This window comes from Bradyrhizobium sp. (assembly GCF_035652035.1).
In the GTDB taxonomy this organism is placed as follows: domain Bacteria; phylum Pseudomonadota; class Alphaproteobacteria; order Rhizobiales; family Xanthobacteraceae; genus Bradyrhizobium.
The window spans coordinates 79,902-93,884 of the sequence record NZ_DASREO010000005.1 but is presented as its reverse complement, the minus strand read 5'-3'; the positions used below and the strand labels follow the sequence as shown (position 1 = coordinate 93,884).

At 62.5% G+C, this 13,983-nt stretch carries 12 protein-coding genes; 5 read left to right on the top strand and 7 right to left on the bottom strand.

Going from position 1 to position 13,983, the window contains the following annotated elements:
• Window positions 1–572: 572 nt before the first annotated feature.
• On the top strand, window positions 573–935 hold the full coding sequence (locus tag VFB05_RS01945; protein ID WP_325008194.1) for a GrlR family regulatory protein: 363 nt from the start codon (window positions 573–575) through the stop codon (window positions 933–935).
• A 15-nt stretch (window positions 936–950) separates the two neighbouring features.
• Here VFB05_RS01945 and VFB05_RS01940 read toward each other — a convergent pair whose 3' ends face one another.
• The gene (locus VFB05_RS01940) at window positions 951–1,682 is read right to left on the bottom strand and encodes a nuclear transport factor 2 family protein (protein WP_325008192.1); all 732 of its coding nucleotides are present in this window, start codon (window positions 1,680–1,682) and stop codon (window positions 951–953) included.
• Window positions 1,683–1,762: 80 nt separating this feature from the next.
• Window positions 1,763–3,364, bottom strand: coding sequence for an NAD(P)/FAD-dependent oxidoreductase (locus VFB05_RS01935; protein ID WP_325008190.1), 1,602 nt, complete (start codon window positions 3,362–3,364; stop codon window positions 1,763–1,765).
• A gap of 238 nt (window positions 3,365–3,602) precedes the next feature.
• On the opposite strand from VFB05_RS01935, the gene VFB05_RS01930 reads away from it, so the two are divergent.
• Window positions 3,603–5,930 (top strand): fused MFS/spermidine synthase, encoded by a 2,328-nt coding sequence (locus tag VFB05_RS01930; RefSeq protein ID WP_325008188.1) that lies wholly within the window; start codon window positions 3,603–3,605, stop codon window positions 5,928–5,930.
• Window positions 5,931–6,126: 196 nt separating this feature from the next.
• On the opposite strand, the gene VFB05_RS01925 is transcribed toward VFB05_RS01930, so the two are convergent.
• Entirely contained in the window at window positions 6,127–6,699 is a 573-nt protein-coding gene (locus tag VFB05_RS01925) for a hypothetical protein (RefSeq protein ID WP_325008186.1), read from the bottom strand.
• Here VFB05_RS01925 and VFB05_RS01920 point away from each other — a divergent pair.
• Window positions 6,676–7,893 carry a Spy/CpxP family protein refolding chaperone gene (locus VFB05_RS01920; RefSeq protein WP_325008184.1) on the top strand — a complete coding sequence of 406 codons (1,218 nt, stop codon included), beginning with the start codon at window positions 6,676–6,678 and terminating at the stop codon, window positions 7,891–7,893. The genes VFB05_RS01925 and VFB05_RS01920 overlap by 24 nt on opposite strands.
• A gap of 175 nt (window positions 7,894–8,068) precedes the next feature.
• On the opposite strand, the gene VFB05_RS01915 is transcribed toward VFB05_RS01920, so the two are convergent.
• Window positions 8,069–9,523, bottom strand: a complete 1,455-nt coding sequence (locus VFB05_RS01915; RefSeq protein WP_325008182.1) for a TAXI family TRAP transporter solute-binding subunit — start codon at window positions 9,521–9,523, stop codon at window positions 8,069–8,071.
• 245 nt (window positions 9,524–9,768) lie between these two features.
• Between VFB05_RS01915 and VFB05_RS01910 the strand changes: the two genes are divergently transcribed.
• Together VFB05_RS01910 and VFB05_RS01905 are read left to right on the top strand one after the other, a co-directional pair.
• Window positions 9,769–10,014, top strand: a complete 246-nt coding sequence (locus tag VFB05_RS01910) for a hypothetical protein (RefSeq protein WP_325008179.1) — start codon at window positions 9,769–9,771, stop codon at window positions 10,012–10,014.
• Between the two features lie 279 nt (window positions 10,015–10,293).
• Window positions 10,294–10,689, top strand: a complete 396-nt coding sequence (locus tag VFB05_RS01905) for a hypothetical protein (protein WP_325008177.1) — start codon at window positions 10,294–10,296, stop codon at window positions 10,687–10,689.
• Window positions 10,690–10,854: 165 nt separating this feature from the next.
• Here VFB05_RS01905 and VFB05_RS01900 read toward each other — a convergent pair whose 3' ends face one another.
• From VFB05_RS01900 to VFB05_RS01890, 3 genes are all read right to left on the bottom strand, one after another.
• The gene (locus VFB05_RS01900; RefSeq protein WP_325008175.1) at window positions 10,855–11,730 is read right to left on the bottom strand and encodes a L,D-transpeptidase; all 876 of its coding nucleotides are present in this window, start codon (window positions 11,728–11,730) and stop codon (window positions 10,855–10,857) included.
• A 528-nt stretch (window positions 11,731–12,258) separates the two neighbouring features.
• A complete protein-coding gene (locus VFB05_RS01895) occupies window positions 12,259–13,020 on the bottom strand; it encodes an ABC transporter permease (protein WP_325008173.1) in 762 nt (253 codons plus the stop codon).
• Window positions 13,017–13,940, bottom strand: a complete 924-nt coding sequence (locus tag VFB05_RS01890; RefSeq protein WP_325008171.1) for an ABC transporter ATP-binding protein — start codon at window positions 13,938–13,940, stop codon at window positions 13,017–13,019. The genes VFB05_RS01895 and VFB05_RS01890 overlap by 4 nt, the downstream gene beginning before the upstream one ends.
• Window positions 13,941–13,983: the final 43 nt, after the last annotated feature.

Genomic DNA, 13,983 nt, shown 5'->3' with positions numbered 1-13,983 from the left:
GCGCCGTTGGTTAAGTGTTGGTTAAAGCAGCGATTCCATCATTTTGAAGTTGCTGATCGATCGTGCGAACTCAGGCGACCTTGCGATATCCGTACAGGTAAGTCGCGATGGACGCTCCGAGCATGCCAAGGACGAACCCGGCCGAGAACACATTCAGGCCGTGCAGTAATTGGATGTGCGGCTAAAGTTGTCGACTCTTATTTGGGTGCCACCTGCATTTCAGGTTTCGGCACGTTTAACGATGCGTGCTTAGAGGGAAAATAGCAGCGTAGCTTTCACCGCATTTCAAACCGAGACGCGACCTAACATCCGAACAGCCAACGCAACACTTGTCCACAGTTGCTGACGCGGAACATCCGCTGTGGTCCCAATCGGTTGCCAGCTTATCCCCAGCGTTCATCCGGGCGTCATAATTCGCCGCTCAGCGTCTTGTCCAAAGTCTTGTGCATGCCGGCATCCCCAAGCCTTCCACATCGGATCCACCGCATCAGGTGCACAAGTCCCGCGACAACGGCGCGACTTGAGGCTTAGATCATAGGCTGCATCCTCGAGAGCGAACGACGATCTGACCCATGCGGAACGGGCTTTACTCAATCCAGCTCCAATTCGGCGACGGCGTGAAGGGCCGTGACGGCGGGATCGCCATCCTGCGGGATGGTCAGCTCTTGAGCGGCGGTCCCTATTTCTGGTCGGTCGGCCGCTACAGCGTCGGGCAAAGCAGCGGAAATCGGGGCACCTGGAAAGGCGAACTCGTCACCAACCAGCACACGCCCTTCAACGATCCCGGCGTCCGACCGCTATTCGGCGGCCAGGAAGTCTCGAGCGGATTTTCGGGCACATTCTCCGACGACACGTCCGAGGTCTTCGGTACGATGCTGGTGGGAAAGCGCTCCTTGAGTTTTCGCGGCGTGCTGAAGCGGCTGGTGGAAGGATAGGGGATTTACGCCCGGTCAGGTGGCGATGCCGTGCAGCCTGAGGAGCGAGAGCTTGTCCCAATAGCCGCGCTGAAAGGCGATCCGCCCGTCCGTGACGTGGAAGAAGCCGGAGCCGCGCAACCCTTTCGGGTCGCGCCACTCGAGAATCGCCCATTCGCCGTCCTCGAACCGGTTTTCGGGAATGCAGACCATTTCGGCCTTGGCAAATTCGGCCGCGAACATCGCGCGGATCGCCTCGCGCCCCTCGATCGGATCTTGCGCGACCTGATGGTTGACCGCGTCGGGATGATAGAGCGCCGCGAGCGCCTCGACATCCGCGCGATTGAACGCATCGATCCAGCTCGTGACGACGTCGCGGGGCCGCATCACCGAGGCGGATTTCATCAGGCGGCTCGGCCAGCCAATTCGCACCAGTGTTCCGTCGGGATCCGACAGCGCGAATTCATACATCCCCCACGGCTTGTGTTCAGGGCGCGCGCCATCAAGAAGATCATCGACGTGAGCAGCAAGACCGTCGACGTCTTGCCGGTACACATAAAGCCCATTCGGATTCTTGCCGGGCGTCAGCCATCCTTCCGGAAACTCGCTGGACAGATGCAGCACCCAACCCGCGCCGTCGGTGAGAATGCGGTAAGTGCCAAAATCGCCGTGCAGCGCAATCCCCAGCCGCGCATAGAACGCCGTGCTGGCCTCGATGTTGGTGCAGGGCAGGATTGAGACGATGCTGTGACGCGGCGCTTCAGGCATTGCTAACTTCCTGTCGATCTTGCGCGTTTCAGTTTGAACCCAAACTTGTCCACATCACGTCCACCGACCATCCACCGCCTTTACCCAAATAATCCACGGTGGTCCCGCAAGATCACCTGCGCGGCGTTGTGGCCGGGTGCGCCGGTGACGCCGCCGCCGGGATGGGCGCCGGAGCCGCAGTGATAAAGCCCCTTCAGCGGCCCGCGATAACCGGCGTGGCCGAGCATCGGGCGGGCCGAGAACAGCTGGTTCAGCGTCAACGCGCCATGAAAAATATCGCCGCCGAGCAGGCCGAACTGGCGCTCGAGATCGAGTGGGGACAGAACCTGCCGTCCGATCACGCTTGCCGCAAAGCCGGGCGCGTATCGGTCGATGGTCGCGATCATGAGGTCGGCGACGTCCTCTCTGGCATCGTCCCACGACCGGCCGTCAGGCAGTTGCGGCGCGACGTGCTGACAGAACAGACTGGCGACATGCTGGCCTGACGGCGCGAGAGAGTCGTCGAGCGTCGAGGGGATCAGCATCTCGACCACGGGCGCTTTGCTCCATCCGTGCTCGCGGGCGTCCTGCCAGGCGCGGTCCATGTAGACAAGATCGGGCGCGATGATGATCCCCGACGTCAGATGATCGCCGCTGCCCGGCAACGCGGCGAAGGAGGGCAGCGCTTTGAGCGCCACATTCATCCGGAAGGTGCCGGAGGCATTGCGCCAGTTCTGCATGCGTTTGAGGAAATCGTCCCGCAACGCACCCGACGGCACCAGGCGCGTATAGAGCCGTTTTGGATTGACGCTTGAGGCGACATATTTCGCGCGGATGGTCTCACCGTTGTCGAGCGTGACGCCAATTGCGCGGCCGCGCTCGACGATCACCTCGGCTACGCCGCCGTCAAGCGTGATCTCTGCGCCGGCCTCTTTGGCGGCACGTGCGATCGCCTGGCCAATGGCGCCCATACCGCCGATGGCGTGGCCCCAGACGCCCTTCTTGCCGTTCACCTCGCCGAAGGCGTGGTGTAGCATCACGTAAGCTGAGCCCGCCGCATAAGGGCTGGCGTAGTTGCCGACGATGGCGTCGAAGCCGAACAGCGCCTTGATCAGGTCGCTCTCGAAGACGTCATCGAGCATGTCGCCGGCCGAGCGCGTGAACAGGTCGAGCAGCATGCGCTGCTGCTCCAGCGACAGTTTTCGCAGGATGTTCGCCGTGCCCAGCGCGTTGAAACTTTCGCGGATCGCGGTTGCGCCAAATCCCTCGACAAGGTTCGGCGGCGCGCGCAGCACAAAGGCGCGCAAGACGTCAGCGATCTCTTCCAGCCTGCGATTGAAGCCGTCGAGCACATCGGCGTCGCGCGGGCTGAGTTTGGCAAGCGACTCGCGCGTGCGGCCTTCGCCGGTCAGAAGATAACGGCCGTCGGGCGCGGGGAGAAAATTCTGCGCGCGGCGCTCGACGATCTTGAGGCCATGATCGGCAAGTTTCAGGTCAGAAATAATTTTCGGGTTGAGCAGGCTCACGGTGTAGGCCGCGACCGAGTTGCGGAAACCCGGCGCAAATTCTTCCGTCACCGCCGCGCCGCCCACCACCTTTCGCCGTTCGACCACGCGCACGCGCAGGCCCGCTTTCGCGAGATAGGCCGCGCAGGTGAGGCCGTTGTGGCCGGCTCCGATGATGACGACGTCGGTTTCGTTCATGTGGCCTTCAAGAAATGATCTGACATGATTCCGTCATTCCGGGATGGTGCGCGAGCACCAGGCCCGGAATCTCGAGATTCCGGACTCGCATCTTCGATGCGCCCCGGAATGACTGATGAGTTACATAGCGAACCTACGCTTCCCAGCACAGCGGTTTGATGGCGCTTCGGATTGCTCGTGTCCCCGCCTTCTGCTCTATTGCGCCGCTCGCCCCGCCAGCTCCACTTCCGGAGTTTCCATGTCCGCTGCTGAATTGGTTACAGACGCCCCGTCCGTCTCGCGCAACCGGCTGGTGCTGCTGGTTTACACGGCGGCGATCTTCGTCAGCGCGCTCTTGTTGTTTTCGGTGCAGCCGCTGTTCACCAAGATGGTGCTGCCCCGGCTCGGCGGCTCGCCGGCGGTGTGGTCGGTGGCGATGGTGTTTTTCCAGTCGCTGCTGCTCGGCGGCTACCTTTATGCGCATCTCTTGATGCGGATCAACAGCCGCCTGATCCCGATCCTGGTGCATCTGGCGCTGCTGATCGTTGCTTTCGCGACGCTGCCGCTCGCGATCGCCGTGCGCTGGGGCGAGCCGCCGACCTCAGGCTATGCGCTGTGGCTGCTCGGCCTGTTCGTGGCCTCGATCGGCCTGCCGTTCTTCGCGCTCGCGGCGAACAATCCGCTGCTGCAAGCCTGGTTCGTCCGGTCAGGCCATCCAGACGGGGCCGATCCCTATTTCCTCTATGCCTCGTCCAATGTCGGCAGCTTCCTCGCGCTGTTGTCCTATCCGTTTGCGGTCGAGCCGTTGTTCAGTTTGCGTACGCAGAACCTGATCTGGACTGCCGGCTATGGCCTGTTGATCGTTCTGATCGCTGCTTGCGGTCTTCTGTTATGGCGATCGCCGGCCGTGGCGGCGAGCAGTGCTGACGCCGAAAGCGACGCGCCGGCGCCATCCCTGATGACACGCTTGCGCTGGATCTTTCTGGCCGCGGTGCCGTCCGGGCTTCTGATCGCGGTGACCGCGCATATTTCGACCGACGTCGCCGCCGCGCCGCTTTTGTGGGTGCTGCCGCTGTCGCTTTATCTCCTGACCTGGGTGCTGGTGTTCCAGTCGCGGCCGTTATTCCCGCACAAATGGGTATTGCTGGCGCAGCCGGTCGCGATCGCGGGCGTGATCGTGTTGCTCGCGGTCGGCGGCGAACAGAACCTGCTGCTGACGCTCGGCGGCCACCAGCTTTGTTTCTTCGTGATCGCGATGGCCTGTCACGGCGAACTCGCAGCGACCCGGCCGTCCGCGAAATATCTCACCGGTTTTTATGTCGCGCTGTCGTTCGGCGGCATGATTGGCGGGCTGTTTGCCGGGCTGATCGCGCCGAACGTGTTTTCCTGGATCGCCGAATATCCGATCCTGATCGTACTCGCCGCGCTTTGCCGTCCAGTCCGGAACGAACGCTGGCCGCGCGTCAGCGGCCTGCTTTGGGTGCTTGCGGTCGTGGTGGCGCTGGGGCTGATCGTATCGTCGCAGACCAAGGGCGAGGCGTTCGAATGGCTTGAGGAGCATCGCGTCTATGTCGCAAGCGGCGTCGCCGTTTTCGGCATGCTGCTCGCGCTCGCCTTCAACCCCGCGCGGCTCAAACTCGCTGCCGTCGCGGCGCTGGCGCTGGTGCTGGTTCGCGTGTATCCGGCCGACGACGGACGCGTCGACACCGTGCGCAGCTTCTTCGGCGTCCACAAGATCGTGACGACGTCGAGCGGCCAGTATCACGTGCTGCTGCACGGCACGACGATTCACGGCGCCCAAAAATTCCAGAACGACGACGGCACGCCGGTCACGGGCCGGCCTATCCCGATCTCCTATTACGACAAGGAAGGCGGCATCGGTCAGGCTGTCACCGCGATCCGCGAACGCAAGGGCGCGCCGCTGCACGCGGCGGCGATCGGGCTTGGCTCCGGCACGCTCGCCTGCGTCGGATTGCCGGGCGAGACCTGGAAGTTCTTCGAGATCGACCAGAGCATGGTCGATACCGCGCGCGACCCAAAATACTTCACCTATGTGCAGAAGTGCCAGCCGGATCTGAAGCCGGTGATCGGCGATGCGCGGCTGACCTTCGCGCGCGAGCCCGACGGCGTCTACGACCTGATCGTCGTCGACGCTTATTCGTCGGACGCCATTCCGATCCATCTTGCCACGCAAGAGGCGATGAAGATCTACAAGGACAAGCTGGCGCCGCACGGCGTGGTGCTGATGCACGTCTCGAACCGGCATCTCGAACTGGCGAGCGTCGTGGTCGGCATTGCCGACGCCAACGGCATGAAGAGCTGGGTGTTTGACGAAGATTCCGGCCGCGACGGCGATTACGTTTTCGCGACCAATGTCGTGGTTTCGGCGCGTAGCGAGGCCGATGTCGGCACGATCGCATCGTCGGAATCGTCCAAGTGGGAAGAAACCGCCCCGACACCCAATCAGCGCGTGTGGACCGACGACTATTGCAACGTGCTGGGTGCGGTCTATCGGCGGCTCAAATGGGGTGAAAACGGTCCACCCGACGACAGCCAGGACAAAGGCAAGGGCGAAAAGAGCCAATAGCCGAGATCGCCGCTATCGATTCTGAATCCGTTTTTAGTCTTGGGTTCCGCGTTTGGCGGAACTCGCCGGGCAATCGCCGCGTTTTCCAACAAATTGTCGAAATTTTGCCGCCGCGCCCGCAACAGGTTGCGCGAAGTCGGTGCCACAGTTGTGTTGGAGGAGTGCCATGTCGAGCACGAAGTCAAACATCAAATGGTTATCGGTCGTCGCTCTGTCGGTTGCGTTGTCGACCGCAGTCTATGCGGGACCCCGCGGCGGTGGTGGCGGCGGTGGAGGCTTCCACGGCGGCGGTGGCGGAGGCTTTCATGGCGGCGGCGGCGGAGGCTTTCACGGTGGCGGCGGTGGCGCGCACTTCGGCGGCGGTGGCGCGCACTTCGGCGGAGGCGGCGCACACTTCGGCGGTGGTGGCGCTCACTTCGGCGGAGGCCATTTCGGTGGCGGAGGACCGCATTTCGGTGGCGGGCACTTTGGCGGAGCGCGCGTCGGCGGCGCGCATTTCGGGGGTGGACATTTTGCCGGCGGGCGAGCCGGCGGTTTCCGAGGCGGCGGCCGTGCAGCGCATTTCGCCGGAGGCGCTCGTCATTTCGGTGGCCGGGCGGCCGCCGCGGCTCACACCCGGGCCAATTTCTCGCGCGCGGCGGGCGGCAGCAGTTTCCGCAACAGTCACGCCGCGATTGATCACAATGTCGGCCGCAACAATCTCGGCCGCAACAATGTCGGCCGCAACATGAATCGTCAAAGCACGATGCGCGCCAACGCCGTTCATCATGCGCTCGCCGGGGGTGCGGTCGCCGGTGCACTGCATAATCACGGCGCGATGAACAACCCCGCATCCCGCAACAACATTTCTGCGGCGGCGGCGACCGCCGGATGGCGCGGGCATGATCGCAACGGCGGATGGTGGCGTCACGCCAATGGCGGCTATGGCTGGGTCGGTCCGCTGTTCTGGCCGTTCGCCTATTACGACCTCTCTGACTATGCGATGTGGGGCTACGATCCCTCGCTGTGGGATTACGGTTACGGCGATATCTATGCCGGCATCTTCGCTCCTTACGGCTATGACGACCTCGCCGGCTATCTGCCTTATGGTTATGGCGGCGGCGCTGTTGCCTATGGCGGCGGCGGACAGACGTCGTCCCGCACCGGGGCTGCGCCGAGCCAACAGAACGAAGTGGCGCAGATGTGCGGCGAGGATACGCAGGAGATCGCCGGCCTGCCGATCGACCGGATCCAGCAGGCGCTCAACCCGGACGACGAGCAGCGCAAGGCGCTCGATGATCTCGCCAACGCTTCGATGAAGGCGGCCCAGACCATCAAGGACGCCTGTCCGTCGCAGGTCGCATCGACCGCGCCCGGACGTCTGGCTGCGATGGAGACGCGGCTGGAAGCGATGATCACGGCGGTCAACATGGTCCAGCCGGCACTCGATCATTTCTACGGCCTCCTCAACGACGAGCAGAAGGCGCGATTGACGTCGCTCGGTGAAGAGGAGCGGCGTGGCCGCGGACAGCAGGGTACGGTGGCGCAGAACTGCGGCAATGACCTGTCAGGCGCGACCGATTGGCCGAGCGCCGAAATCGATCGCAAGCTGCATCCGACCGAGGCGCAGCGCGCGAGCCTGGACAATCTGAAGGACGCCAATGCCAAGGCCGCGCAGATGCTCAAGGACGTCTGCGAACCCAACGAGGCCTTGACGCCGCCGGCGCGGCTTGAGGCCGCAGGCAAGCGTTTGAACGTGATGTTGCAGGCGGTCGAGACCGTCAAGTCGGCGCTCGACGATGTCTATGCCGAACTGACCGACGAGCAGAAGGCGCAGTTTGAATCGATCGGACCGGCGCGCGGCGTCAGCCAGGCGTCGGCTTCGGACGAGGACGTCTCAGCGCCTCCTCCGCGGCGGCACTATTACCATCACCGCCATCATGCCAGCATGGTTGGCCTCGTGCGCCGGCTGATCGGGTTCTAAATCTTTCTTTCGCCTCTTCCCGCGGCGATGTGGTGCTCCCTCCCCCTGAAAGGGGGAGGGTTGGGGTGGGGGTCATCTTGAGAACCGCACGTCGTGACCCCCTCCCGGCTCGCTTCAAGCGCAAGCGCGCTTTCGGCTCGCCGACCTCCCCCTTCTAGGGGAGGTGAAGAAGAGATCACGCCCGAATGCGCGAGGTGCCGACCGGACTGCCGGCGATCACGGCGCGGCGATCGGCGACCGCGTGATGAAACTGCTCGAGCACGAGGCTGTAGGCGGAGAGGTCGCCTTCGTCGATTGCGCCGTCGTCGTAGCATTCCAGCGTCTCGCGCAGGAATTCGTCGGCTTCCTCCTGCAGGGCATCCAGTTCCTCGACGGAGTCCGTCTTGCGCACCTGTGCGATATGCGCCAGCAATTTGTCGCGGTGCTCGCTCGTCAGCGAGCGCTCGTCGCGCTTGATGTAATGCCGCACCCACGCCGCGCCTGAACCGAGCACCGACAACACCAGAATGGCGGCCCAGAAGTAGTCGCTGTATTTGTCGAGAAACGTCCGTTCGGTGCCGTCGATATAGGCCGCCGCGCCCGCATGGGCCGGGATCGCCGCATCCTTGTCGGTGTCGGGCTTCTGGATCTTGGATCCGCCCGGGTCTTGCCTGATCAGCGCCGGGCGAACGGCAAACAGCGCGCGGGTGAACGCGCCAACGGTTGCATCCGACAGCGACTTCGGCGCCACGATCAGGTGGTTCACGCCCACGGTATCGACGGTGTCGTCGGGGCGGGCGGGCGAGGTGGTGAAAGAGCTGCCGGGAATTTCCTCCGCTTCGTAGAGCGGGTGCTTGTGGGCGAGCGCCTCCGACACGTCGATGGGCAGAAAGGCCGGCTCGCCGCGCAGCCGCGCGGTTTGGTTGATCGCATCGGCAGTGATCTTGCTGTCGAGCGGGCCGACCGTCATGAACGCGTCGATCGCGGAATCCTTCACCATCTCGGTGATCTGCGAAACCGAGAATCGCGAGATCGCGACCTTGTCGGGGTTGAGGCCGGATTCGCTCAGGATCACCTTCAGCAGGGTGACGTTGACGGAAGTGCGGCCGAGCACCCCGACGCGATGGCCTTCGAGATCTGCAATCTCCTTGATCTTCGACTTGCTGTCTTTCTTGGCCCCGGCCTTCTTTGGCGCGCCGGAAGGCGCCCACAGCACGACGACGTTCTTGCGCAGGATGGCAACCGCGCCGGTGCCTTTCGGCATGTCCTCGTCGGCGCGGCCAACCGCGAGGTCGGCTTCGCCGGCCGAAAGCAGCCCAAGGCTTTCGACGGGGCCGGCGGTCGAGACCACAGTCAGGCGGACCGGACTTCCTTCTGATATGAACGTCTGCGCCAGGGTCTGGATCAGCTTCTGATCCTCGCTCCCGGCCGGTCCGACCGCGATGCGCAGGGTCGCCGGCCGCCATAGCAGGAACGCTGCGCCGATAATCGCCGCGAAGATCAGAAGTCCTGCCGCTATGACCAGGAACGGCGAACTCCTCTTCCGTCCTCCGGAAGCAGGATTCGCCTTCAAACCGTCCGAGACAGACATGTCGCCGCCAGATGACCTGTGACCGGCAAGGCCCACAAGGCCGCCGATGCGCTGCACCATTCTAGCATGCTCCGGGGTTGTAAGGGCTAGTCCGGCCGCAGGATTTGTGTTGGCTGGCCTCCGCCCGTCATCGCCAAGCCGGCCGAATCGCGTAACCATGGTGGCGTTTGGGGATAGTCGCGGGGCTCGTGGATGACACTCGGCCGGCCATGTTGTGCGCGCATTTTCAACACGATTTTGCAGAACCGGTTATAACCGTCGATTGTTATGGAACTGGCCGTTTGGCGCGGCCAGGAGAGCGTGCCGTGCGATTGCAACGTCTGCTTTGTCTGATGGCGATGGCGCTGGGGCTAAGTCTTGCGGCCTGTTCGCAGGAGCCGGACTACACCCCCGAGCAGCGGCTCTGTATCGCCTCGCACTATGCAGCCTACGATCCCAAGCTGCTCAACGAGTGTGTCGACGTGTGCCGCATCTGCATGAAGGGCAATGTGGTCACCTGTAACACCTCGTGCCGGCTGCGCGGCGCGAAACCGCCGCCCGAGCAGCCCTAGTGGAGTGGATTTGACATTCGCTACCCCACCCCGCGGCGAGTTCGAAAAGCGAATGTCAAATCCCAAACTCCGCTAGAAACATAGATTTGCTAGTGGCCCTTTGATTCTAACATTCGCAAGAGCGGCCGCCGAGAAGGGATGCGAATGCTAGAATCGGACCACTAGCCCCTAAGGCCTCGCGCCTGCCGGTTTTGGTTAACGCGCAAACCCTTAAAGGCCAGGGCTTGACCGGGCCCTTGAAGGCGGCGAATCATTGGGGCTTTCAGGCGCAAGCCCCAAATGTTTGAAATAGGTATTATTAGCATCATCGTGCTGGCGGTCGGCTATTGGGTGACCCTGTGGCTGATGGGTCGTCATGACGACGTGCTGCACGGCGATTTCGTTCATGCCGAAGAGGGCGCCGAGGCGGCGGCGCTTTCCGATCCGGCCTTTCCGGCGCGGCCGCTATTTCCGCCCAAGCCCGTGATCAAGCGTGCCAGCGCTCAGCCGGTCAAACCGGCCGCGGTCAAGCCTGTGACCACCAAGCCTGCTGTCTTGAAGCCGACGCCGACGGAGCAGCTCCCCGCGCAGCCGCATGCTGCGCCGTTGTCCGCTGCTTTTTCTGAGCGGTCGGACACGCTGCAATCGCTGCTGGCGTCCATCAAGCGAGACTTGAAGGACGCCTCGCAGCTCTAAGCGATGCGGCTTCCATCCTTCGAGACGCGAGCCTCGTGACACCGTTCGCGACGGCCTCGCTCCCGCTCGGCCTGCTCGGGTGCGGTCGCTCCTCAGGATGAGGTCGATCCTCATGGTGAGGAGCGCGGTGCGTATTTCGCGCCGCGCGTCTCGAACCATGAAATTTCAGTTCGGATAATAGTAGCGCTGTTGCTGCTGATAGTAGCTGCGCTGCTGATATGGGTTGCCGTAGGCGTCAACGGCTTGCGGCTGTTGCTGCTGATAGTAACCCGGTTGCTGCTGATAATAGGCCTGACCGTCATTGCCGCGCCGCGTGCCGCGTGGCGCCGGATAGCGCTGATCGGTCGAGCTGCCATCAGCCGGATAGATGTAGCCGTCGTCGGCCCGCTGCTGCGGCTGCTGAGCGGGACGGCTGCCGGGGAAATATTGCGGCTGCGGCGTCAGCACGACCGGCTGGCCGGCGTCGGAATATTGCGGCTGCTGATATTGCGGCTGTTGATATGGCTGCTGTTGATATTGTTGCTGATACTGCTGTTGTTGATACTGCTGGTCGGGCTGCGCGGGTTCGGCGCGCGCGACCGCGGTGCTGCCGCGCTTGCGGGCGATCGCAACCGTGGACGAACCGGTCAGCGTCACGGTGGTGTTGAGCACGCCTTGCTCCTGCACCAGCGCGTAAAGCGTCGTGGCATTGGCGCGCGACAGCCTCACGCAACCATGGGAGACCGGCATGCCGAGGCTTCGTTCGGATTCCGTGCCGTGGATCGCATGTCCGATCTTGGTGAAGAAGATCGAATGCGGCATCGGCGCGTCGTCGAATTCCTTGGAGAAGTGGTCCGCTTCCATGCGGAAGGTGCGGAAAGAGCCGTTCGGTGTCTCGTGCGACGGATTGCCCGTCGAGACCGGCCAATGATAACGATCGACGCCATCGACGGCGACGGTCATCATCTGGTTGTCCTTGTCGACGGTGATGGAAACCTTGGCCTGTGCGGCGCCCGCGGCAAACAGCATCAGGGTCGTAACAGCAACGAGAACGGAACGCATTTTACCTCTGGCCTCCCGGCCTTTCACTTCGCACCGCACCCCATCCCAACCACGATACTATGCCCGAATTCCACCTATGGTTCCAGTAGCGCTATCGCACTGCCAAAATCACGATGTCGCGTTTCGCATCGTTAACGGCGAAGCCGGGCCAAAGCTGGTGTCGATGCGTTCATCTTCGTGGTCTTGAGAGGGCGCGTTGGTGAATGCGGAACCCCCGTGTGAGGCCAGCGTTATCAATTCGTGTCCATGGGACGAGGAATTGACGATGTCAGTCAAGAAAAAGCCGATCAGGGCTGTGGCGTATTCCATCGACATGACGGCTGTGCGCTGGCTCGCGGCATTGGTGTTCGCGCTCGCGCTGCTCGCGATTCCGCATCTCCTGTGAACGCACCGTCATTCCGGGGCGATGCGTAAGCATCGAACTATGATGTGCGATTGCACATCAGGTAAGTTCGAGATTTTCCGATGTGCAATTGCACATCGTAATTCGCTCGCAAATGCTCGCGCTCCGGAATGACCCCTGCGGGGTCAGTTTTTCAGCCGGTATCCGGTCTTGAAAATCCACCACACAACGATCAGGCAGATGACGAGGAACGCCAGCGTCATGCCGAGACTGAGCGACACGCTGACGTCGGCAAGCTCGTAAAAGCTCCAGCGGAAGCCCGAGATCAGGTAGACCACCGGGTTGAGCATCGTGACGGCGCGCCAAGTCGGCGGCAGCATGTTCACCGAATAGAAGCTGCCGCCGAGGAAGGTCAGCGGCGTCACCACCAGCAACGGGATCGTCTGAAGCTTTTCGAATCCGTCGGCCCAGATGCCGATGATGAAGCCGAACAGGCTGAACGTCACGGCGGTCAGCACCAGGAAGATCAGCATCCAGATCGGGTGATGGATGTGAAGCGGCACGAACAGGCCGGCGGTGGCCAGAATGATCAGGCCGAGGATGATCGACTTGGTCGCGGCCGCTCCGACATAGCCGAGCACGATCTCGACATAGGAAATCGGCGCGGAGAGGATCTCGTAAACCGTGCCGACGAATTTCGGAAAATAAATCGCGAACGAAGCATTGGTAATACTTTGGGTCAGGACCTGGAGCATGATCAGTCCCGGCACGATGAAGGTGCCGTAGCTGACGCCTTCGACCTGCGTGATCTTCGAGCCGATCGCCGCGCCGAACACGACGAAATAAAGCGAGGTCGACACCACGGGCGAGACGATGCTCTGCAGCAGCGTGCGCCGGGTGCGGTTCATTTCAAACTTGTAGATTGCGCGGACGGCCCGGAAATTCATGGCTGCTTCACCAAACTCACAAAGATGTCCTCCAGCGAGCTCTGATTGGTTTCGAGATCGGCGAAGCGGATGCCGGCGCTGCGAAGGTCGCCGAGCAGGCTGGTGATGCCGGTGCGGTCGGCCGTGCTGTCGTAGTTGTAGACGAGATCCTGACCGTCGTTCGCCAGTTCGAGATTATAGGCGCCAAGCGCCGGCGGAATGGCGGCGATAGTCGACAGCAAGTGCAGCTTGAGCTGCTTCTTGCCGAGCTTCTGCATCAGGCTTGCCTTCTCCTCGACCAGGATGATCTCGCCCTTGTTAATGACGCCGACGCGGTCGGCCATCTCCTCGGCCTCGGCGATATAATGCGTGGTGAGGATGATGGTGACGCCGGAGGCCCTTAAGGTGCGCACCACTTCCCACATGCCCTTGCGCAATTCGACGTCGACGCCGGCCGTCGGCTCGTCGAGGAACAGAATTTGCGGCTCATGCGACAGCGCCTTGGCAATCATCACGCGCCGCTTCATCCCGCCGGACAGCGTGATGATCTTGGAATCCTTCTTGTCCCACAGCGACAGGTCCTTCAGCACCTTTTCGATATAAGCCGGGTTCTTCGGCTTGTTGAACAGGCCGCGGCTGAAGCTGACCGTTCCCCACACGCTCTCGAAGGCGTCGGTGTGCAATTCCTGTGGGACGAGGCCGATCATGCTGCGTGCGGCGCGGGCATCGGAGATGATGTCATGGCCGCCGACGGTGATGCGGCCGGTGGAGAGATTGTTGATGCCGCAGATGACGCTGATGAGCGTGGTCTTGCCCGCGCCGTTCGGCCCGAGCAGCGCGAAGATCTCACCTTGCTTGATTTCCAGATTGATGTCCTTCAGCGCCTTGAAGCCGGAGCCGTAGGTTTTGGAGAGGTTGGAGACGGAAATGATGGAAGGCATGGCAGGCGAGGGCGCTCTCGTGAGGGAGGTTTTTCCAAGGCTG